At 63.8% G+C, this 20,375-nt stretch carries 15 protein-coding genes; 11 read left to right on the top strand and 4 right to left on the bottom strand.

The features are described from left to right. Positions 1-21: 21 nt before the first annotated feature. The 6 genes from ACTORR_RS07715 (at position 22) to ACTORR_RS07690 (ending at position 7,654) form a co-directional block, all read left to right on the top strand. Positions 22-2,403, top strand: a complete 2,382-nt coding sequence (locus ACTORR_RS07715; RefSeq protein WP_313365499.1) for a glucose/quinate/shikimate family membrane-bound PQQ-dependent dehydrogenase — start codon at positions 22-24, stop codon at positions 2,401-2,403. Between the two features lie 228 nt (positions 2,404-2,631). Then, complete coding sequence (locus ACTORR_RS07710) at positions 2,632-3,600, top strand: 2-dehydro-3-deoxygalactonokinase (protein ID WP_099815932.1); 969 nt, start codon at positions 2,632-2,634, stop codon at positions 3,598-3,600. Positions 3,601-3,618: 18 nt separating this feature from the next. Further along, on the top strand, positions 3,619-4,239 hold the full coding sequence (locus ACTORR_RS07705) for a 2-dehydro-3-deoxy-6-phosphogalactonate aldolase (RefSeq protein WP_054885587.1): 621 nt from the start codon (positions 3,619-3,621) through the stop codon (positions 4,237-4,239). A 39-nt stretch (positions 4,240-4,278) separates the two neighbouring features. Next, positions 4,279-5,427, top strand: a complete 1,149-nt coding sequence (dgoD, locus tag ACTORR_RS07700; RefSeq protein WP_054885586.1) for a galactonate dehydratase — start codon at positions 4,279-4,281, stop codon at positions 5,425-5,427. 58 nt (positions 5,428-5,485) lie between these two features. Then, positions 5,486-6,796, top strand: coding sequence for an MFS transporter (locus tag ACTORR_RS07695; protein ID WP_313365931.1), 1,311 nt, complete (start codon positions 5,486-5,488; stop codon positions 6,794-6,796). Positions 6,797-6,856: 60 nt separating this feature from the next. Further along, complete coding sequence (locus ACTORR_RS07690; RefSeq protein ID WP_054885585.1) at positions 6,857-7,654, top strand: IclR family transcriptional regulator; 798 nt, start codon at positions 6,857-6,859, stop codon at positions 7,652-7,654. A 255-nt stretch (positions 7,655-7,909) separates the two neighbouring features. On the opposite strand, the gene ACTORR_RS07685 is transcribed toward ACTORR_RS07690, so the two are convergent. After that, positions 7,910-9,160 carry a ribonucleotide-diphosphate reductase subunit beta gene (locus ACTORR_RS07685; protein ID WP_054885584.1) on the bottom strand — a complete coding sequence of 417 codons (1,251 nt, stop codon included), beginning with the start codon at positions 9,158-9,160 and terminating at the stop codon, positions 7,910-7,912. A 586-nt stretch (positions 9,161-9,746) separates the two neighbouring features. Beyond that, positions 9,747-12,626 carry a ribonucleoside-diphosphate reductase subunit alpha gene (locus tag ACTORR_RS07680; protein ID WP_054885583.1) on the bottom strand — a complete coding sequence of 960 codons (2,880 nt, stop codon included), beginning with the start codon at positions 12,624-12,626 and terminating at the stop codon, positions 9,747-9,749. A 662-nt stretch (positions 12,627-13,288) separates the two neighbouring features. On the opposite strand from ACTORR_RS07680, the gene ACTORR_RS07675 reads away from it, so the two are divergent. Together ACTORR_RS07675 and ACTORR_RS07670 are read left to right on the top strand one after the other, a co-directional pair. Further along, positions 13,289-13,987, top strand: a complete 699-nt coding sequence (locus tag ACTORR_RS07675) for a response regulator transcription factor (RefSeq protein ID WP_054885582.1) — start codon at positions 13,289-13,291, stop codon at positions 13,985-13,987. Then, positions 13,984-15,585: an ATP-binding protein gene (locus tag ACTORR_RS07670; RefSeq protein WP_313364994.1), complete on the top strand. Its 1,602-nt coding sequence runs from the start codon at positions 13,984-13,986 to the stop codon at positions 15,583-15,585. Before ACTORR_RS07675 ends, ACTORR_RS07670 begins: the two co-directional genes overlap by 4 nt. A 3-nt stretch (positions 15,586-15,588) precedes the next feature. Here ACTORR_RS07670 and ACTORR_RS07665 read toward each other — a convergent pair whose 3' ends face one another. Then, positions 15,589-16,290, bottom strand: coding sequence for a 4'-phosphopantetheinyl transferase family protein (locus ACTORR_RS07665; RefSeq protein ID WP_054885580.1), 702 nt, complete (start codon positions 16,288-16,290; stop codon positions 15,589-15,591). A 66-nt stretch (positions 16,291-16,356) separates the two neighbouring features. Further along, positions 16,357-17,151, bottom strand: coding sequence for a dienelactone hydrolase family protein (locus ACTORR_RS07660; protein WP_054885579.1), 795 nt, complete (start codon positions 17,149-17,151; stop codon positions 16,357-16,359). Positions 17,152-17,279: 128 nt separating this feature from the next. Between ACTORR_RS07660 and ACTORR_RS07655 the strand changes: the two genes are divergently transcribed. From ACTORR_RS07655 to ACTORR_RS07645, 3 genes are all read left to right on the top strand, one after another. Beyond that, a complete protein-coding gene (locus ACTORR_RS07655; protein ID WP_054885578.1) occupies positions 17,280-17,885 on the top strand; it encodes an outer membrane protein in 606 nt (201 codons plus the stop codon). Positions 17,886-18,035: 150 nt separating this feature from the next. Next, positions 18,036-18,713, top strand: coding sequence for a response regulator (locus tag ACTORR_RS07650; protein WP_054885577.1), 678 nt, complete (start codon positions 18,036-18,038; stop codon positions 18,711-18,713). Next, on the top strand, positions 18,710-20,056 hold the full coding sequence (locus tag ACTORR_RS07645) for an ATP-binding protein (RefSeq protein ID WP_313364996.1): 1,347 nt from the start codon (positions 18,710-18,712) through the stop codon (positions 20,054-20,056). Before ACTORR_RS07650 ends, ACTORR_RS07645 begins: the two co-directional genes overlap by 4 nt. Positions 20,057-20,375 lie beyond the last annotated feature (319 nt).

The raw sequence follows: 20,375 nt of genomic DNA, 5'->3' as shown, positions 1-20,375 counted from the left end.
ATGGAAACGGAGAATTCACCCATGAGCACAACCCGTGCTTCGCAACCCTCACGCTTGCTGCCCAGGCTGCTAGGTGTGCTCTTTCTGCTGATGGGCCTGGCCCTGGTAGCCGGCGGCATCAAGCTGATGGGCCTCGGCGGCTCGCTGTATTACCTCCTGGCCGGCATCGGCATCCTGATCACCGCTGGCCTGCTGCTGGCCGTGCGCCGCGAGGCGCTGAGCGTCTATGGCATCGTGCTGCTGCTGAGTACGTTGTGGTCAGTGATGGAGGTAGGTCTGGACTGGTGGCAACTGGTACCGCGCCTGGCGCTATGGTTCGTCCTTGGCCTGGTCCTGCTGTTGCCTTGGCTGCGCAGGCCGCTGACCCTTGGCCAGCTCTACCTCTTGGGCAATGGCGTGCTGGGCCTGGCCGTGGTTGTGGCGGGGCTGATGGCCCTGGCCAGCCAGTTCACCCATCCCGATACCGTCGTCGGCCGTCTCGACCGGGAAACCGCAGGCACCACCAGCGCGGCGCCGCAAATGCCCGACGGTGACTGGCAATCCTACGGCCGCACCGAGTTCGGTGATCGCTACTCGCCGCTCAAGCAGATTACCCCGGAGAACGTCGGCAAGCTCAAGCTGGCCTGGACCTACCGGACCGGTGATATTCCCGGCCCTAATGATCCGGGCGAGACCACTGCGGAGAACACCCCGCTAAAGGTCAACGGCAAGCTCTACGTGTGCACCCCGCACAGCCAGGTGATTGCCCTGGACCCGGATAGCGGCAAGGAAATCTGGCGTTTCGACCCCAAGCTCAGCACTCAGAACGCTGCCAACTTCAAGGGCTGGGCGCACATGACCTGCCGTGGCGTGGCCTACTTCGACACGGCCAAGTCCCAGGCGAGCACCGCTGAAGGCCAAGCCTGCGCCAAGCGTGTCTACGTGCCCACTGCCGACACCCGCCTTATTGCCTTGGATGCCGATACCGGCAAGCAGTGCGAGGGCTTTGGCGACAACGGCCAGATCGACCTGACCCGCAACATCGGTATCTTCGCCCCCGGCGGTTACTACTCCACCTCGCCACCCACCGTGGCCGGCGGCCTGCTGATCCTCGGCGGCCACGTCACCGACAACGTCTCCACCGACGAGCCGTCTGGGGTAGTCCGCGCCTATGACGCAGTCACCGGCAAGCTGGTGTGGAACTGGGACAGCGGCAACCCCGAAGCTACTACGCCGATCGCCGATGGCCAGTTCTACACCCGTAACTCACCGAACGTGTGGTCGGTGATCAGCGCCGATGAAAAACTCGGCCTGCTGTACCTGCCCATGGGCAACCAGATGCCTGACCAGTGGGGTGGCAACCGCACGCCCGAAGCCGAGAAGTTCAGTGCCGGCCTGGTGGCCCTGGACATTGCCACCGGCAAGGTGCGCTGGAACTACCAGTTCACCCATCATGACCTGTGGGACATGGACGTCGGCGGCCAGCCTAGCCTGATCGATATCAAGACTGCCGACGGCATGAAGCCTGCGGTGATGGCCTCGACCAAGCAAGGCAGCATCTATGTGCTCGACCGCAGCAACGGCCAGCCGCTGGTGCCTATCCACGAGACGCCGGTGCCGCAAGGTGCGGTAGAAGGCGATCACACCTCGCCGACCCAGCCGATGTCCGAACTCAACTTCATGCCGCCGACCCTGCACGAGCGCGACATGTGGGGCGTGACGCCGTTCGACCAGATGCTCTGCCGCATCGACTTCCGATCGCTGCGCTATGAAGGCATCTACACCCCGCCGTCGCTGCAGGGCTCGCTGGTTTATCCGGGCAACTTCGGGGTGTTCGACTGGGGTGGCATTTCGGTCGACCCGGTGCGCCAGATCGCCTTCGTCAACCCCAGCTACATGGCGTTCAAGTCACAGCTGGTGCCAGCGTCCAAGATCGCCGGGCAGCCGGCGCGCAAGAGCGAGACCGAAGGCATCCAGCCGAACAAGGGCGCACCTTATGGCGTGATCATGAGCGCCTTCCTGTCGCCGATGGGGCTGCCGTGCCAGGCACCGTCCTGGGGCTATGTGGCGGCCGTGGACCTGACCACGCACAAGGTGATCTGGAAGCACAAGAACGGCACTGTGCGGGACAGCTCGCCAGTACCGATCCCGCTGACCATGGGCGTACCGAGCCTGGGTGGTGCCTTCACCACCGCCAGCGGCCTGGCGTTCCTCAGCGGTACCCTCGACCAGTACCTGCGTGCCTATGACGTACGCGACGGCAAGGTGCTCTGGGAAGGGCGGTTGCCGGCAGGGGCGCAGACCACGCCGATGACCTATACCGGCAAGGACGGGCGCCAGTATGTGCTGGTGATGGCCGGCGGGCATGGCTCGCTGGGCACCAGGCAAGGGGACTATGTGATGGCGTTTGCCTTGCCTGAGTAACTGCCTTTTCCAGGTCGATTCGCGGGCACACCCGCTCCCACAGGTACTGCATCGCCCTTGATGGCAAAGCAGATCCCTGTGGGAGCGGGCGTGCCTGCGAATGGCCTCACAGATTCTTGAATCAAAAAAATCCCTATATGTGGGATTCAATTCTACATATTGGAATTTTCGTCCCTCCAGGTTTATAGTCGCCCTCACTCACTGCCAAAAAACAGAACAGGTGAAGCGATGCAGGCGCAATTGATCGCGCTCGACTGGGGAACCACCTCCCTTCGTGCTTACAAACTCGCCACCGACGGCCAGGTGCTGGACGTGCGCACGCTGCCCAGCGGCATCATGCAACTGCCCAAGGCTCCCCGCCTGATCAACGGCCAACCCTGTGCCGACGGTTTTGAACTGGCCTTCGACGACGCCTGCGGCGACTGGCTCGACGCCCAACCGGGCCTTCCGGTGATTGCCTGTGGCATGGTCGGCAGCGCCCAGGGTTGGCGCGAAGCGGCCTACCGCGACACGCCAGCCAACGTCGCCAGCCTCGGCGCGTCCCTGCAAACGGTGCGCAGCCAGCGCGGCGTCGATGTGCATATCGTGCCCGGCGTGATCCAGCGTTCGCGGCTGCCCAATGTCATGCGTGGTGAAGAGACTCAGGTGCTCGGCGCACTGCCCAGCGTGACCACGGATGACCTGCTGATTGGCCTGCCCGGCAGCCATTCGAAATGGGTACAGGTGGCCGACGGCTGCATCATGCAGTTCGACACCTTCATGACGGGCGAAGTGTTTGCCGTGCTCAGTGAGCACAGCATCCTCGGTCGTACTCAACAACGCGGCGCAGCGTTCGATGCACCGGCTTTCGACCACGGTGTGCAGGTATCGCTGTCCGCCGAAGGCGAGATCGGCCCGCTGTCCACCGTGTTCAGTGCCCGCAGCCTGGGCTTGACCGGTGAACTGAGCGCCAGCGCCCAGCCCGATTACCTCTCCGGCCTGCTGATCGGCCATGAACTCTCTGCCCTGGCCAAGGTGCAACGCGAGCGACGCAACAGCGTGCACTTGCCGGCGATCTTGCTGATCGGCAATGGCCCGCTCTGCATGCGCTACAGCCGTGCCCTGCAGGCGTGTGGCTTCAGCCACGTGAGCGTTGCCGAACAGGCCACCGAACGCGGCCTTTGGCAACTGGCGCTCGCGGCCGGCCTTACTCATTGATCCTGAAGGGAGCTCGACATGCTCGAACAAGCACTGGCACAGAACGGCCTGATCGCGATCCTGCGTGGCATACAGCCGCATGAAGCCGCGGCGATGGGTGAAGTCCTCTATGGCGCCGGTTTTCGCGTCATCGAAGTGCCGCTCAATTCCCCACAGCCCCTCGAGAGCATCCGCATCCTGCGCGACACGTTACCCGCCGATTGCCTGATCGGCGCAGGCACCGTGCTGACGCCGGCGCAGGTCGCGCAGGTGAAGGAGGCGGGCGGACAACTGATCGTCATGCCCCACAGCGACTCGCAGGTGCTACGGGCTGCCAAGGCGGCGGGCCTGTACCTGGCACCGGGTGTCGCCACGCCGACCGAGGCTTTCGCCGCCCTGGCCGAAGGTGCCGATGTACTCAAGCTGTTCCCGGCCGAGCAGATGGGCCCGGCGGTGGTGAAGGCCTGGCTGGCCGTGTTGCCCGCCGGCACCGTGCTGGCGCCGGTGGGCGGCATCACGCCAGGCAACCTGCAGCAGTTCTTTGACGCTGGCGCCAGAGGCTTCGGCCTAGGCTCCGGCTTGTACAAGCCGGGCATGACGCCTGAACAGGTCGCGGCCTCTGCCAAGGCTTACGTGACCGCTTGGCAGGCCCTGCACTGATCCATTCCTGCGCCGCATCCCAACAAGAGAGACAAGCAGATGAAAATTACCAAGCTGACCACCTTCATCGTTCCGCCACGCTGGTGCTTCCTCAAGGTCGAGACCGACCAGGGCGTGACCGGCTGGGGTGAACCTGTGGTCGAGGGGCGCGCCCATACGGTTGCCGCTGCCGTCGAAGAGCTTTCCGACTACCTCATCGGCAAAGACCCGCGCAACATCGAAGACATCTGGACCGTGCTCTACCGGGGCGGCTTCTACCGCGGTGGCGCCATCCACATGAGCGCCCTGGCCGGTATCGACCAGGCCCTCTGGGATATCAAAGGCAAAGCACTGGGCGTGTCGGTCAGCGACCTGCTCGGCGGCCAGGTGCGCGACAAGATCCGCGTGTATTCGTGGATCGGCGGCGACCGCCCAGCCGACACCGCCCGTGCAGCGAAGGAGGCCGTTGCCCGCGGCTTCACCGCGGTGAAGATGAACGGCACCGAAGAGTTGCAGTTTCTGGACACCTTCGACAAGGTCGACCAGGCCCTGGCCAACGTCGCCGCCGTGCGCGATGCGGTGGGCCCGAACGTCGGCATCGGCGTCGACTTCCATGGCCGCGTGCACAAGCCCATGGCCAAGGTGCTGATGAAGGAACTCGACCCGTACAAGCTGATGTTCATCGAAGAGCCAGTGCTCAGCGAAAACTACGAAGCGCTGAAAGAGCTGGCGCCGCTGACCAGCACGCCGATCGCCCTGGGCGAGCGGCTGTTCTCGCGCTGGGACTTCAAGCGCGTGCTCAGCGAAGGCTATGTCGACATCATCCAACCTGACGCCTCCCACGCGGGCGGGATCACCGAAACCCGCAAGATCGCCAACATGGCCGAGGCCTACGACGTCGCACTGGCGTTGCACTGCCCACTGGGCCCGATTGCCCTGGCGGCCTGCCTGCAACTCGACGCCGCCTGCTACAACGCCTTCATCCAGGAACAAAGCCTGGGCATCCATTACAACGAGAGCAACGACCTGCTCGACTACGTGCGCGACCCAGGTGTGTTCGACTACGAAAAAGGCATGGTGAAGATCCCCAACGGCCCGGGCCTGGGCATCGAGATCAACGAGGAATACGTCATCGAGCGCGCCGCCGTCGGCCACCGCTGGCGCAACCCGGTGTGGCGCCACGCCGACGGTAGTTTCGCCGAGTGGTGACACCGCTTCGGCAAACGCGTTGAAACGACCTCAATAACCATAACAAGAGGCACTTCTCATGCTCCCGCACACCCTCACCGGGCAGGCCACCTTGGTGGCGCCCAGCCGCAAGCGTTTTTTCATCATGGTGCTGCTGTTCATCACAGTGGTGATCAACTACCTGGACCGCAGCAACCTGTCGATCGCCGCGCCTGCCCTGACCAGCGAGCTCGGCATTGACCCGATCCATGTCGGCCTGGTTTTCTCGGCGTTCGGCTGGACCTACGCTGCCACGCAGATCTTTGGTGGTTGGCTGGTCGACCGGGTGCCGCCGCGTATTCTCTACAGCGTGGCGCTGGTGCTGTGGTCGTTGGCCACGGTGATGCTCGGTTTCGCTGCCAGCTTCATCGCGCTGTTCGTGCTGCGCATGGCGGTCGGCGCGTTGGAGGCGCCGGCCTACCCGATCAACAGCCGTGTGGTCACCACCTGGTTCCCCGAGCGCGAGCGGGCCACTGCCATCGGCTTCTACACCTCAGGGCAGTTTGTCGGCCTGGCGTTCCTGACCCCGGTGCTGGCCTGGCTGCAGCATGCGTTCGGCTGGCACATGGTGTTCGTTGCCACTGGTGCGGTCGGTATCCTCTGGGGCGTGATCTGGTACGCGGTGTATCGCGAGCCGCGTGATTTCAAGGGCGCCAACGAAGCCGAGATCGAACTGATCCGCGAGGGCGGTGGGCTGGTGGACATTCAGCACGAGCAGGCCAAGGCCAAGGCCAGTTTCAACTGGGCCGACCTCGGCATCGTGTTGACCAAGCGCAAGCTGTGGGGCATCTACCTCGGCCAGTTCTGCCTGAACTCGACGCTGTGGTTTTTCCTCACCTGGTTCCCGACCTACCTGGTGAAGTACCGCGGCATGGACTTCATCAAGTCCGGCATGCTGGCATCGCTGCCGTTCCTCGCGGCTTTCGTCGGCGTGCTGTGCTCAGGCTTCTTCTCCGACTGGCTGATTCGCCGCGGGTCGAGCGTGGGCTTTGCCCGCAAGCTGCCGATCATCAGCGGCCTGCTGATCTCCACCGCGATCATCGGCGCCAACTTCGTCGACTCGACCCCGCTGGTGATCGCCTTCCTGGCCCTGGCGTTCTTCGGCAACGGCCTGGCCTCGATCACCTGGTCGCTGGTCTCGACCCTCGCCCCGGCGCGCCTGCTCGGGCTGACCGGCGGGGTGTTCAATTTCATCGGCAACCTGTCGGCGATCGTCACCCCGATCGTGATCGGCTTCCTCGCCAGCGGCGATTCTTTCGCCCCGGCGATCACCTACATCGCCGTTCTGGCCCTGTGCGGCGCGCTGTCGTACATCCTGCTGGTGGGCAAGGTCGAACGCATCGAGTTGTAGGCACGCCCTGCGGGCGAACATAATGTTGCCCGCCCACTCGCTCATCGATAAAGGCAGCATATGCTGGAAGACCCCGCAAAAACCGCCCCCACCGGCACCCAGACCCTGCTGCGCGGCCTGGCCGTGGTGCAGGCCGTGGCCGCCGGCGCGCGCGACCTCAAGGACATCGCCCAACACATCGGCACCACCCGCAGCACCACCCACCGGCTGGTCAGCTGCCTGGTGGACGAACGCTACCTGCGCGTGGTGCCTCAGGTTGGTTATCTGCTCGGCCCCAAGCTGATCGAACTGGGCTTTCAGGCCCGCGAAGAGCTGCCCCTGGTGACCCTGGCCGGTCCTTATCTGGATGAGCTGTCGGCGCTGACCGGCGACACCATCCACCTGGCGATCCGCGAAGGCGACGAGGTGCTGTACTTGCACAAGACCCCGGGGCGCAACGGCCCGGAGATGCGCTCGCGGGTCGGCCACCGCATGCCGCTTGCCCGCACCGGCATCGGCAAGGCGCTGATGCTCGACGACACCCCGGCCGAATGGCAGCGCCTGTATGAAACCAGCCTGCCGACGGGTGGCAAGAGCGCGTTCTGGCCGCACCACAGCGAGCAGACCTGGGCGCAGTTCGAGCAGCGCATGGTCGAGTATGTGGAGGGCGGGTATGCCTTCGACCTGGAGGACAACGAACCGTCGATCCGCTGCGTGGCGGCGCCGGTGCGCGATGCCAGCCGCCGGATCGTGGCGGGGATCAGTGTGGCGAGTACGGTGCCGTACATGCCTGAGCAAAAGATGCGTGAGCTGGTGCCGGTCATGAAGGATGTGACGGCTAGGCTGTCCGCCGAGCTCGGCCTGAAGCAACGCGTGTAGGAAGATTCCCCGTACGGTCGTGGTTTGGCGACTTCAGAATAGAACCAATGGCATCCTTCTGGTCACCGTGCTCTCGCGCAACCAGGCGCTCGCCCCAGCCACCAGGGGCCGCATCCCACCTGCCCATCACGCAGCACCGTCACCACCTCGTGGGTCAGCCACCAGCCGTAGTTTGTAGGACACTTCCTGTTCTGATTTCGTAGGCAATAAAAAAGGCTGCCGTTCGGCAGCCTTCTCGATATTCAGCCCGGACGATCAGTCCCAGCTCAGCGCCCCACCAGTCTGATACTCGATCACGCGAGTTTCAAAGAAGTTCTTCTCCTTCTTCAAGTCCATGATCTCGCTCATCCATGGGAACGGGTTGGTAGTCCCCGGGTACTCTTCCTTCAGGCCAATCTGGGTCAGGCGACGGTTGGCGATGAACTTGAGGTAGTCCTCCATCATCGCCGCGTTCATGCCCAGCACGCCGCGTGGCATGGTGTCACGGGCGTATTCGATTTCCAGCTGGGTCCCTTGCAGGATCATCTGGGTCGCTTCTTCCTTCATCGCCGCGTCCCACAGGTGTGGGTTCTCGATCTTGATCTGGTTGATCACGTCGATACCGAAGTTCAGGTGCATCGACTCGTCACGCAGGATGTACTGGAACTGCTCGGCAACACCGGTCATCTTGTTGCGGCGGCCCATCGACAGGATCTGGGTGAAGCCGCAGTAGAAGAAGATGCCTTCCAGTACGCAGTAGTAGGCGATCAGGTTGCGCAGCAGCTCTTTGTCGGTTTCGACGGTACCGGTGTTGAATTCCGGGTCGGAGATGGCGCGGGTGTACTTCAGGCCCCAGGCGGCTTTCTTCGCGACCGACGGGATCTCGTGGTACATGTTGAAGATCTCGCCTTCATCCATGCCCAGCGACTCGATGCAGTACTGGTAGGCGTGGGTGTGGATCGCCTCTTCGAAGGCCTGGCGCAGAATGTACTGGCGGCACTCCGGGTTGGTGATCAGGCGGTACACGGCCAGGGCCAGGTTGTTGGCAACCAGGGAGTCGGCGGTGGAGAAGAAGCCGAGGTTGCGCATGACGATGCGGCGCTCGTCTTCGGTCAGGCCGTCCATGCTCTTCCACAGGGCGATGTCGGCGGTCATGTTGACCTCCTGCGGCATCCAGTGGTTAGCGCAGCCGTCGAGGTACTTCTGCCAGGCCCAGTCATACTTGAACGGTACCAGCTGGTTGAGGTCGGCGCGGCAGTTGATCATGCGTTTTTCGTCAACGGCGACGCGGGCCGAGGAGCCTTCCAGCTCGGCCAGGCCTTCGGCGATGTCGAGGGCGTCGAGGGCGGCCTTGGCACGCTTCACGGCGTCGGAGTCCGAGGCGGTGGCGGCACGGGCTTCCAGGGCGGCGGCACCGCCGGCGCTGTCGAGCTTGTCGAGGGTGGCGGCGGCAGTGGCCTGCGCAGGGGTGTTGCCTTTGGCGGCGACTTCGCCGTCTTCCTTGTCGAATTCGTCCCAGCTCAGCATGGTGATTGGCTCCTGCTTGAGGGTTGCCCTGGGGCAACCGGTTGGATTTTAAGAATGTGATGCCTGACGCAAGGCCGTTACGGCGAATGGACAGCTCGAGAGGCTGACTCTCGTTACATCGGGTTCGTGCCTGGCCAGGCCTTGGGGAGGGGCCAGGGACGTGAATGGGTGCCCTTTTCAGAGGGGGCGCAGTATAACGGAATTCGCTTTCGATCGGGGCGCGTGTCTTGCGGGCGAGGGTAAATTTTCGACCGGTTTTGTGCGCGTCCGTTCAGGGAATCTCGTGTCGTCTTTTCCGGGGAAGGAGTTTAGCCGCAAACGGCGCGAGGCACTACATGTTGTGGGTTTTTATTTTTACATCACAAGATGATGGGTTGCAGAAACCCTTGTGGGAGCGGCCTTGTGTCGCGAAAGGGCCGCGCAGCGGCCCCGGCAATCTCGCACTGGAGCAGAGATCCCGGGGCCGCTGCGCAGCCCTTTCGCGACACAAGGCCGCTCCCACAAGGACAGCATTCCTGTGGGCCATTCTGCGGATACAAAAATGCCGCGAGGGGCACCCATGGGGCACCCCGCGCGGCATCAGGCCTTACTGGCAGGCTTCGCAGTCAGGCTCGTCGATCGCGCAGGCCTTTGGCACTGGCGCTGGGCCAGCTGCCTGGACCGGGGCGCTGTCGCCGCCGCTGGAAACGGCGTTGAGCTTGCCGGTGTTGATGGTCGACTTCTCGGTGCTGGTCGCGGCCAGGGCACGGAGGTAGTAGGTGGTCTTCAGACCACGGTACCAGGCCATGCGGTAGGTCACGTCCAGCTTCTTGCCCGAGGCGCCGGCGATGTACAGGTTCAGCGACTGGGCCTGGTCGATCCACTTCTGGCGACGGGAGGCGGCGTCGACGATCCACTTGGTCTCGACTTCGAACGCGGTGGCGTACAAGTCCTTCAGCTCTTGCGGGATACGCTCGATCTGCTGCACCGAACCGTCGTAGTACTTCAGGTCGTTGATCATCACCGAGTCCCACAGGCCGCGGGCCTTCAGATCGCGGACCAGGTACGGGTTGATCACGGTGAATTCGCCCGACAGGTTCGATTTCACGTACAGGTTCTGGTAGGTCGGCTCGATCGACTGCGACACGCCGGTAATGTTGGCGATGGTCGCGGTTGGCGCGATGGCCATGATGTTCGAGTTACGAATGCCTTTCTGCACGCGGGCACGGACCGGCGCCCAGTCCAGCGACTCTTCCAGGTTGACGTCGATGTACTTCTGGCCACGGGCTTCGATCAGGATCTGTTGCGAATCCAGCGGCAGGATGCCCTTGGACCACAGCGAACCCTGGAACGTCTCGTAGGCGCCACGCTCGTCGGCCAGGTCGCAGGAAGCCTGGATCGCATAGTAGCTGACCGCTTCCATCGACTTGTCGGCGAACTCGACGGCAGCGTCGGAGCCGTACGGGATGTGCTGCAGGTACAGCGCGTCCTGGAAGCCCATGATGCCGAGGCCGACCGGGCGGTGCTTGAAGTTCGAGTTACGCGCTTGCGGCACCGAGTAGTAGTTGATGTCGATCACGTTGTCGAGCATGCGCACGGCGGTGTTCACGGTGCGTTGCAGCTTGGCGGTGTCCAGCTTGCCGTCGACGATGTGGTTCGGCAGGTTGATCGAGCCCAGGTTGCAGACCGCGATCTCGTCCTTGTTGGTGTTCAGGGTGATCTCGGTGCACAGGTTCGAGCTGTGGACCACGCCCACGTGCTGCTGCGGCGAACGCAGGTTGCACGGGTCCTTGAAGGTCAGCCACGGGTGGCCGGTCTCGAACAGCATCGACAGCATCTTGCGCCACAGGTCTTTGGCCTGGATGGTCTTGAACACCTTGATCTTGTTGTACTCGGTCAGGGCTTCGTAGTACTCGTAGCGCTCTTCGAAGGCCTTGCCGGTCAGGTCGTGCAGATCAGGCACTTCCGATGGCGAGAACAGGGTCCACTTGCCGTCATCGAAGACGCGCTTCATGAACAGGTCAGGGATCCAGTTGGCGGTGTTCATGTCGTGGGTACGACGGCGGTCATCACCGGTGTTCTTGCGCAGCTCGATGAATTCTTCGATATCGAGGTGCCAGGTTTCCAGGTAGGCACATACGGCGCCTTTGCGCTTGCCACCCTGGTTCACGGCGACGGCGGTGTCGTTGACCACTTTCAGGAACGGCACGACGCCCTGGGATTTGCCGTTGGTGCCCTTGATGTAAGAGCCCAGTGCACGCACAGGGGTCCAGTCGTTGCCCAGGCCACCGGCGAATTTCGACAGCATGGCGTTGTCGTGGATCGCGTGGTAGATGCCCGACAGGTCGTCCGGCACGGTGGTCAGGTAGCAGCTCGACAGCTGTGGACGCAGGGTACCGGCGTTGAACAAGGTCGGGGTCGAAGCCATGTAGTCGAACGACGAGAGCAGGTTGTAGAACTCGATCGCACGGGCTTCTTTGTCTTTCTCTTCCAGCGCCAGGCCCATGGCCACACGCATGAAGAACACCTGCGGCAGCTCGAAGCGCACGCCATCCTTGTGGATGAAGTAACGGTCGTACAGGGTCTGCAGGCCCAGGTAAGTGAACTGCTGGTCGCGCTCGTGGTTGATCGCCTTGCCCAGTTTTTCCAGGTCGAAGTCGGCCAGGGCCGGGTTCAGCAGTTCGAACTCGATACCTTTGGCGACATAGGCCGGCAGGGCCTTGGCGTACAGGTCGGCCATCTCGTGGTGGGTGGCGCTGTCGGCAACGTTGAGGAAGCCCAGGCCTTCGGCGCGCAGGGTGTCCATCAGCAGGCGGGCGGTGACGAACGAGTAGTTCGGCTCACGCTCGACCAGGGTACGGGCGGTCATCACCAGGGCGGTGTTGACGTCCTTGATGGCCACGCCGTCGTACAGGTTCTTCAGGGTTTCGCGCTGGATCAGGTCGCCATCGACTTCGGCCAGGCCTTCGCAGGCTTCGCTGATGATGGTATTCAGGCGCGCCATGTCCAGCGGCGCCAGGCTGCCGTCGGCCAGGGTGATGCGGATGCTTGGGTGCGGCTCGACCACTGCGTCGGTGTGGGCGCGGGTGGCGCGCTCCTTGGCGCGCTGGTCACGGTAGATCACGTAGTCGCGGGCGACTTTCTGCTCGCCGGCACGCATCAGGGCCAGCTCGACCTGGTCCTGGATTTCTTCGATGTGGATGGTGCCACCCGATGGCATGCGACGCTTGAACGTGGCAGTGACCTGCTCGGTCAGGCGCGCGACGGTGTCGTGGATGCGCGACGAGGCAGCGGCGGTGCCGCCTTCAACTGCGAGGAACGCCTTGGTGATGGCCACGGTGATCTTGTCGTCGGTGTAGGGGACGACAGTGCCGTTGCGCTTGATCACGCGCAGTTGGCCCGGAGCGGTGGCGGCCAGATCCTGGTTGGAATCGGCGGCCTGCGGCGCCAAAGCCTGCGGGTTCTCGCGAGTTGTGTCGGTTTGCATGGGTGGGTGTCTCCACAGTTTCTATAGTGTTCAGGCGCCTTTTGGGCGCCCACCGTTCCGTCCACTTGCTCGATGGCCTTGGCGAGGATGCGTCATGCACGCGCATCCACCCGCTCGGGCGTACCGACTTCGGGACAGATCAGGAATAAGGGGCAATAACCTGCCGCTCCCTGGCCGAAGTCAAATGCTCAACGGGATGACCCCGAAGGCTGTTGCTCTCAATGCTTCCGCTGGAGCGGTTTGGCTGATGAAACCACGTAAAGTTCTGCCAGAAATATCGCTTGAATTTCTGCGCTGACTGGTGTTGGTGACGAAAGGTCAACCCCAACATCTAGTGGTTCGTTGCGATAGGGATACAAGATAATGCGGTCTTGGGGGCTTTGCAAGGCAATCGACTGTGGATAAGTTGTGCGTACTTTGTGAGTGAATAGTGGGTATTCCCTGTAGGCCTTGTGCCAAGAGGTTTGCACTATTTTTCACAGGGCTGCTGCCCGCAGCCACAATTTTTCGGGCGCGCACCCTACCACAAAAAACGGTTCAGTCGAGGCTACCGGCGGGCAGGTTGGCAGTACTGGCGGGCGGCACGTAGTATCCGGGGGTGATGTTGCCTTTTGGTTAAAGGCCGGTACCGACAGAAAAACAATAATCCAAAGGCAGGGGCCATGGACCAACCCAGCAATCGCATCCTCATCGTCGAAGACGACCAGCGCCTGGCCGAACTCACCGCCGAATACCTGCAGGCCAACGGTTACGAGGTTGCCGTCGAGGGCGATGGCGCCCGCGCCGCGCGCCGCATCGTCGACAGCCAACCAGACCTGGTGATCCTCGACCTGATGCTGCCCGGCGAAGACGGGCTGAGCATCTGCCGTCGCGTACGTGGCCAGTACCCCGGCCCGATCCTGATGCTGACGGCCCGCAGCGACGAACTCGATCAGGTCCAGGGGCTGGATCTGGGGGCTGACGACTACGTGTGCAAGCCGGTGCGTCCGCGTTTGCTGCTGGCACGGATCCAGGCCCTGCTGCGGCGCAGTGAAAGCCCAGAGTCCAAGCGCCATGACCTGGCCTTCGGTGCGCTGCGCATCGACAATCGCCTGCGCGAGGCCTGGCTCGGCGCGCAGCAGATCGACCTCACCGGCGCTGAATTCGACCTGCTATGGCTGTTGGCCAGCAACGCCGGGCGGGTGCTGTCGCGTGAACAGATCTTCACCGCCTTGCGCGGGGTCGGCTACGACGGCCAGGACCGTTCCATCGACGTGCGCATTTCCAGGATTCGCCCCAAGATCGGCGACGACCCGATCCACCCGCGGCTGATCAAGACGCTGCGCAGCAAGGGCTACCTGTTCGTCGGCGATGCCCCATGAACCGCTCGATTTTCCTGCGCATCTATGGGGGCATGCTCGCGGTGCTGGTGCTGGTGGCGCTGCTCGGCGCGCTCAGCCTGCACTGGGTCAACGAAGTGCGCGCGGCCCAGCACCGCGAACGCCTGGCCCAGGGCACGTTCAGCCTGATGGCCGACAACCTGGCGCAGCAGAACGACACCGAGCGCAAGCGCTCGCTGTTGATGTGGGAGCGCTTGCTGGGCGTGCCGCTGGCGCTGCAGCCGATGTCGGCGCGTACCCTCGATGGCGGCCAGCGCGCTCGCCTGAACCGTGGCCTGGTGGTGGTGGAAAAGACCGGGCCACACGCCGCCCAGGTACTGCGCAAGGTCGGCCAGGAGGACCTGATGCTGGTGGCTCAGGTCAAGCAGGTCAGCGAGCAGCTGGCGCGTGCCACGCTTTATCTGCTGGCCGATGAGCTGGTGCGCTATCCGGTGACCGAGCAGCAGCAGCGCCTGGCGGACATCACCCAGAGCAAGGGCTTCGGCTTCGGCGTCGCCCTGCAGCGCATCGAGCGGGTCGGCCTGGACGACGACCAGCGGCGCCGGGTGGAGGAGGGGGATACGGTGATGGCGCTGGGGCGCGATGGTGACTCCATCCGTGTGTTCGCCGGGCTGCCAGGTTCGCCGCTGGTGCTGGAGATCGGTCCGCTCTATCAACTCAACCCTTATCCGCCGCAGTTGCTGATCCTGATTGCCTTTCTTGGCCTTTGCCTCATCGGCCTGGTGGTGTACCTGCTGGTGCGCCAGCTGGAGCGGCGCGTGTCAGGCATGGAAATCGCCGCCACGCGTATCGCCCAAGGCAGCCTAGACACCCGCGTGCCGGCCGGTGATGCCGATTCGGTGGGGCGCCTGGCTGCGGCATTCAATGGTATGGCCGAGCACCTGCAACGTTCGCTGAACATGCAGCGCGAACTGGTGCGTGCGGTGTCGCATGAACTTCGCACCCCGGTGGCACGCCTGCGCTTTGGCCTGGAGATGATCGAAAGTGCGCCCACCGAGCAGGCCCGCGCCAAGCACCTGGCCGGCATGGATGGTGATATCCAGGACCTGGACCAGCTGGTCGACGAAATGCTCACCTATGCGCGGCTGGAGCAGGGCGCCCCGGCGCTGAAGTTCCAGCGGGTCGAACTGGATGCCTTGCTCGATCGGGTGATTGAAGAACTGGCGCCGCTCAACAGCAAGGTCCGTTTGCTGCGCGGGGCCTGCCAGGCCAGCGACGGCTGCTGGGTCGAGGCCGAACCGCGCTACCTGCATCGTGCGCTGCAGAATCTGGTGAGCAATGCCTTGCGCCACGCCAGCTGTGAAGTGCGCCTGAGCTACCAGTTGGGCCAGCAGCGTTGCCGCATCGATGTCGAAGACGATGGCCAGGGGATCCCCGAGGGTGTATGGGATCGCATCTTCACCCCCTTCACCCGGCTCGATGACAGTCGCACCCGCGCTTCCGGCGGGCATGGCCTGGGCCTGTCGATCGTACGGCGGATCATCTACTGGCACGCAGGCCGGGCCACGGTGGGGCGCAGCGAGGCGCTGGGCGGGGCCTGCTTCAGCCTCAGCTGGCCGCGTGAACAGGCTCCGCAGTAAGGCTCAGACGCTGATCAGGCTGAGCAGGTGGCCGTCCTGCAAGCAGAACTGGCCTTCGACTTCGGCGCCGTGTCGCCACTGCGGCGACAGGTCAGTAAGCAGCCGTAAACGCGCCAGGCCATCGGCGGACCACGCCAGCACTTCGGCATGTTCGAAATAGAAGCGCTGCCGGGTCAGCGGGTAGAGGGCCTTGAACAGGCTTTCCTTGAGCGAGAAGGTCAGGGTGACCGTGAGGCCCAGTTGGCCAGGGGCCAGCCGTTCGCGTTCGGCGGGCGTCAGGATCTCGCCCATGAGCCGCTCGGCGCGCTGGTCATCCAGCAGCGCTTCCTGGTCCAGGCCCAGGCCACGGCAGGCGCCCTCGGCAGCGACCACCGCAGCGGCCCAGCCTTTGCCGTGGGTGATCGATCCGTGGATACCCGTGGGCCAGATCGGCGAGCGGTCCTCATGGGTGCCGGGCACGTAGTCGCGGCCATCCAGGCGCTGCAGTGCAGCGCGCGCGCAAACGCGGCCGGCCAGGTACTCGGCCTGGCGCTTGGCCACCGAACGCTGCAGGCTGGGACTGGGCACGATGCCGACGCGCTGGAAGTCATCGGCGGCAAGGTGGGCCGGGTCGAAGGCACAGCTGACCAGCACTGCGCCGGGCAGTGGGCGGGGCAGGGGCCAGTGGTGCTGGAGCGGGGCGCAGCAGGCAGGGAGTGTGTTCATGGCGGGTATTGTGCCAGCCGCGAGGCTTGCGTGGGAGCCGGGGCCGCACGGCGGCCCCAGCGAGCTTTACTTGAACACTTGCTTGAAGAACGCCTGCATGTCGGCCCAGGACCGCTTGTCTGCCGCCTCGTTGTAGCCGATGTCAGGCCCGCCATGATCGCCATGGCTCAGGCGGTCTGCATCCGGGTTGGTGAACCCATGCTTGGCCCCCGGGATGCTGACGAACTGGTAGTTGACCTTCGCCGCGTCCATCTCCTTCTTGAAGGCATCCACCTGCTGCGGGGTGACCATGCTGTCAGCCTCCCCGTGCTCGACCAGCAGGTAGGCGCGTACCACACCAGGCTGGGTGACCGGTGTCTGGGTGGCCAGTGCACCATGGAAGCTGACCACGCCATCCAGTCGTGCGCCCCGGCGCGCGGCATCCAGCACCACCTTGCCACCGAAGCAGTAACCGACCGCGCCGAGCTTGTGTCTGTCGGTATAGGGCTGTTTCTTCAGCAGGTCCAAGCCGGCGTCAAAGCGCTTGGCCGATGCCGACGGGTCCTTCATCGCCTCGGCCATGAACGCCTGGGCGTCCTGCGGGTGCTCGGTGTGCTTGCCTTCGCCATACATATCGATGGCCAACGCGCTGTAGCCCAGCGCGGCGAGCTCGCGAGCACGGCGTTTGGCGTAGTCGTTCAGCCCCCACCACTCGTGCACCACCAGCACGCCCGGGCGTTCGCCCTTGACGGCGTCGTCGTAAGCGTAATAGCCGATCAGCGCAGTGCCGTCGGCGTCCTGGTAACGAATCTCGCGGGTCTGCACCGCCGCTTGGGCGAGGGCGGTGCTGCACATCAGAATCAGGGCCAGCAGGGCGCGCATGTTGACTACTCCTTGTTTGCACACGAATCGTTCAGCCGCGGTTCAGTCAGGGTTCAGCCGCGGTTCAGGGCACCCTGCTTACTCTAGCTTCCAGACCGCAACAGCGCATTCAACTGGAGTAAGAAGTCATGAAAACCTTCAACACCCTGCTCGCTGCCATGGCCGTGTGCGCCGCTGGCATGACCACTGCCCAGGCCGCCGATGACACCTTCGCCAGCCTCACCTACGGCCAGACCAGCGACAAAGTGCGCAAGTCCGGCCTGCTGCAGAGCAACACCGACCACCTGAACGCCGACGGCATCATCGGCAAGGACGATACCTGGGGGGTGCGACTGGGCAAGATCAATGATCAGGCCCGCTACTACATGACCTATGACAACGTTTCCGGCGACCACAGCGGCTACAAGCTGCGCCAGGAAAACCTGCTCGGCAGCTATGACTTGCTGCTGCCGGTGGGGGACACCACCAAGCTGTTCGGCGGTGGCAGCCTGGGCATGACCAAGCTGACTCAGGATTCGCCGGGCGCCAGCCGGGATACCGACTACGGCTATGCTGTCGGCTTGCAGGCCGGTGTGATCCAGGAAATCACCGACAATGCGTCGATGGAGCTGGGGTATCGCTACCTGCGTACCAATGCTGCTACCGAAGTGGGCGCCAGTGGCGGGCCGAAGGAGGGCACCTTGCGTCTGACCAGCAGTGCTCAGACGTATCTGGCTGCAACCTACAAGTTCTGACCGGCGAGCCGGGTTATCCTGTACCGGCCTCTTCGCGGGGAGCCCGCTCCCACAGGGATCGCACAGCTTTCACTACCTGTGCAGTCCCTGTGGGAGCGGGTTTACCCGCGAGAGGGCCGTTACAGGCAGTACATTAATGAGGAGCGTTGAATGAAACTGCTGGTGGTCGAGGACGAAGCCCTGCTGCGGCACCACCTCCATACACGTCTGGGTGAAAGCGGCCATGTGGTCGAAGCCGTGGCCAATGCCGAAGAGGCGCTTTACCAGGCCGAACACTTTCACTTCGACCTGGCCATCGTCGACCTTGGCCTGCCGGGCATCAGCGGGCTTGAGCTGATCGGCCGCCTGCGCAGCCAGGGCAAGGCCTTCCCCATCCTTATTCTCACCGCCCGTGGCAACTGGCAGGACAAGGTCGAAGGCCTGGCTGCCGGTGCCGACGACTATCTGGTCAAGCCGTTCCAGTTCGAGGAACTCGAGGCACGCCTGAACGCCTTGCTGCGCCGTTCCAGCGGGTTCACCCAATCGACCATCGCCGCCGGCCCCCTGGTGCTTGACCTCAACCGCAAGCAGGCGACCCTGGATGAACAGCCGCTGGCACTGACGGCCTATGAGTACCGCATCCTCGAGTACCTCATGCGTCATCACCAGCAGGTGGTGGCCAAGGAGCGCCTGATGGAGCAGCTCTATCCCGGCGACGAGGAGCGCGACCCCAACGTCATCGAGGTGCTGGTCGGCCGCCTGCGCCGCAAGCTCGAGGGCGAGAACGGTTTCAAGCCGATCGACACGGTGCGCGGCCTGGGTTACCTGTTCACCGAGCGCTGCCGATGATCCGCTCGCTGCGGGTACGCCTGATGCTGGCGGCCGCGGTGCTGGCGCTGCTGTTCATGCTGGCCTTGTTGCCAGCCTTGCAGAAGGCTTTCAGCCTGGCCCTGCAGGAGTCGATCGAGCAGCGCCTGGCTTCGGACGTGACCACGCTGATTTCCGCAGCGCGCATCGAGCATGGCCAGTTACAGATGCCCGACTTGCTCCCGGATGAGCGCTACAACCTGCCCTATACCGGCCTGCTCGGCTACATCTTCGACCGTGACGGCAACCTGGTCTGGCGCTCGCGTGCCACCAGCGACCGGCATATCAACTACCGCCCGCGCTACGACGGGCGCGGCAACGAGTTTGCCCGCATCCACCAGGACGATGGCGAAGAGTTCTTCGTCTATGACGTCGAGATCAAGCTGCTCGGCGGCCAGAGCGCGGCATACAGCATCGTGGCGCTGCAACCGGTGAGTGAATACAGGGCCACGCTCGATGGCCTGCGCAAAAAGCTCTACCTGGGCTTTGGCGCGGCCTTGCTGGTCTTGCTGGCGCTGCTCTGGGCCGGCCTGACCTGGGGGTTGCGTTCGTTGCGCCGGTTGAGTATCGAGCTTGATGAGGTGGAGTCTGGCGCACGTGATGGCCTCAGTGGCGAGCACCCACGTGAACTGCTGCGCCTGACCCGCTCGCTGAACCGCTTGCTGAGCAGCGAACGCGAGCAGCGCACCCGTTACCGCGATTCATTGGGCGATCTGGCCCACAGCCTGAAAACCCCGCTGGCAGTGTTGCAGGGTGTGGGCGAGAGCATGCAGCAGCGTGCCGGCGAGCGCGAACAGGCGCGGGTGCTGCAGAGCCAGATCGAGCGCATGAGCCAGCAGATCGATTACCAGCTGCAGCGCGCCAGCCTGCGCAAGAGCGGCCTGGTGCGCCACAACGTGCTGTTGTGGCCGGTGCTGGAGAGCTTGTGCAGCACCTTGGCCAAGGTCTATCGCGACAAGCGCGTCGAGGTCGAGCTGGATGTACCGGCACAGTCGCACGTGCCGATGGAGCAGGGGGCCTTGCTGGAACTGCTGGGCAATCTGCTGGAGAACGCCTACCGGCTCAGCCTGGGGCACGTGCGGGTGAGCCTGCAGGAAGCACCTGGCACGCTGAGGTTGTGCATCGAGGACGATGGCCCCGGGGTGCCGGCCGACCAGCGTGAGAGGATTCTCGAGCGCGGTGAACGGCTGGACCGGCAGCACCCGGGGCAGGGTATTGGTCTGGCGGTGGTCAAGGACATCGTCGACAGCTATGGCGCCGGGCTGACCCTGGATGAATCCGCGCTTGGCGGGGCCGCCTTCTGCATCACCTTGCACCTTGATTGATGGGTTGCTGTGCCGGCCCTTTCGCGGCTGAAGCCGCTCGCACAGGGACCGCGCCGCATTTGAGGCTGGTGCTGTTGCTGTGGGAGCGGCTTTAGCCGCGAAAGGGCCAGCACAGGCATTACCCGTTCGGGCGGATTCCCGCCATATCCCCTGTACATTTCCCGCCATCGGGCGGAAATCCGCCACCATTGCTCAGAAAAATCGCCCCGTCGTTGGGCGTTTACAGCCCGTAAACAGTAGCGCTGCACCCAAGATGGGCATTTTGGCATCGCCCTTGCTATCTCACTTGGCAGAGGCCTGCCCAGGCAGCTCGAACACA

It is taken from the genome of Pseudomonas sp. SAR267, assembly GCF_052077595.1.
Lineage (GTDB): Bacteria > Pseudomonadota > Gammaproteobacteria > Pseudomonadales > Pseudomonadaceae > Aquipseudomonas > Aquipseudomonas vlassakiae.
Note: the sequence above shows the minus strand (reverse complement) of the source record. Positions and strands in the feature narration are given on the sequence as shown.

What these genes read in the sequence shown, in the direction of transcription:
- ACTORR_RS07715 (WP_313365499.1), top strand. Translation starts at nt 22, where the DNA reads ATGAGCACAACCCGTGCTTCGCAACCCTCACGCTTGCTGCCCAGGCTG.
- ACTORR_RS07710 (WP_099815932.1), top strand. Translation starts at nt 2,632, where the DNA reads ATGCAGGCGCAATTGATCGCGCTCGACTGGGGAACCACCTCCCTTCGT.
- ACTORR_RS07705 (WP_054885587.1), top strand. Translation starts at nt 3,619, where the DNA reads ATGCTCGAACAAGCACTGGCACAGAACGGCCTGATCGCGATCCTGCGT.
- dgoD (WP_054885586.1), top strand. Translation starts at nt 4,279, where the DNA reads ATGAAAATTACCAAGCTGACCACCTTCATCGTTCCGCCACGCTGGTGC.
- ACTORR_RS07695 (WP_313365931.1), top strand. Translation starts at nt 5,486, where the DNA reads ATGCTCCCGCACACCCTCACCGGGCAGGCCACCTTGGTGGCGCCCAGC.
- ACTORR_RS07690 (WP_054885585.1), top strand. Translation starts at nt 6,857, where the DNA reads ATGCTGGAAGACCCCGCAAAAACCGCCCCCACCGGCACCCAGACCCTG.
- ACTORR_RS07685 (WP_054885584.1), bottom strand. Translation starts at nt 9,160, where the DNA reads ATGCTGAGCTGGGACGAATTCGACAAGGAAGACGGCGAAGTCGCCGCC.
- ACTORR_RS07680 (WP_054885583.1), bottom strand. Translation starts at nt 12,626, where the DNA reads ATGCAAACCGACACAACTCGCGAGAACCCGCAGGCTTTGGCGCCGCAG.
- ACTORR_RS07675 (WP_054885582.1), top strand. Translation starts at nt 13,289, where the DNA reads ATGGACCAACCCAGCAATCGCATCCTCATCGTCGAAGACGACCAGCGC.
- ACTORR_RS07670 (WP_313364994.1), top strand. Translation starts at nt 13,984, where the DNA reads ATGAACCGCTCGATTTTCCTGCGCATCTATGGGGGCATGCTCGCGGTG.
- ACTORR_RS07665 (WP_054885580.1), bottom strand. Translation starts at nt 16,290, where the DNA reads ATGAACACACTCCCTGCCTGCTGCGCCCCGCTCCAGCACCACTGGCCC.
- ACTORR_RS07660 (WP_054885579.1), bottom strand. Translation starts at nt 17,151, where the DNA reads ATGCGCGCCCTGCTGGCCCTGATTCTGATGTGCAGCACCGCCCTCGCC.
- ACTORR_RS07655 (WP_054885578.1), top strand. Translation starts at nt 17,280, where the DNA reads ATGAAAACCTTCAACACCCTGCTCGCTGCCATGGCCGTGTGCGCCGCT.
- ACTORR_RS07650 (WP_054885577.1), top strand. Translation starts at nt 18,036, where the DNA reads ATGAAACTGCTGGTGGTCGAGGACGAAGCCCTGCTGCGGCACCACCTC.
- ACTORR_RS07645 (WP_313364996.1), top strand. Translation starts at nt 18,710, where the DNA reads ATGATCCGCTCGCTGCGGGTACGCCTGATGCTGGCGGCCGCGGTGCTG.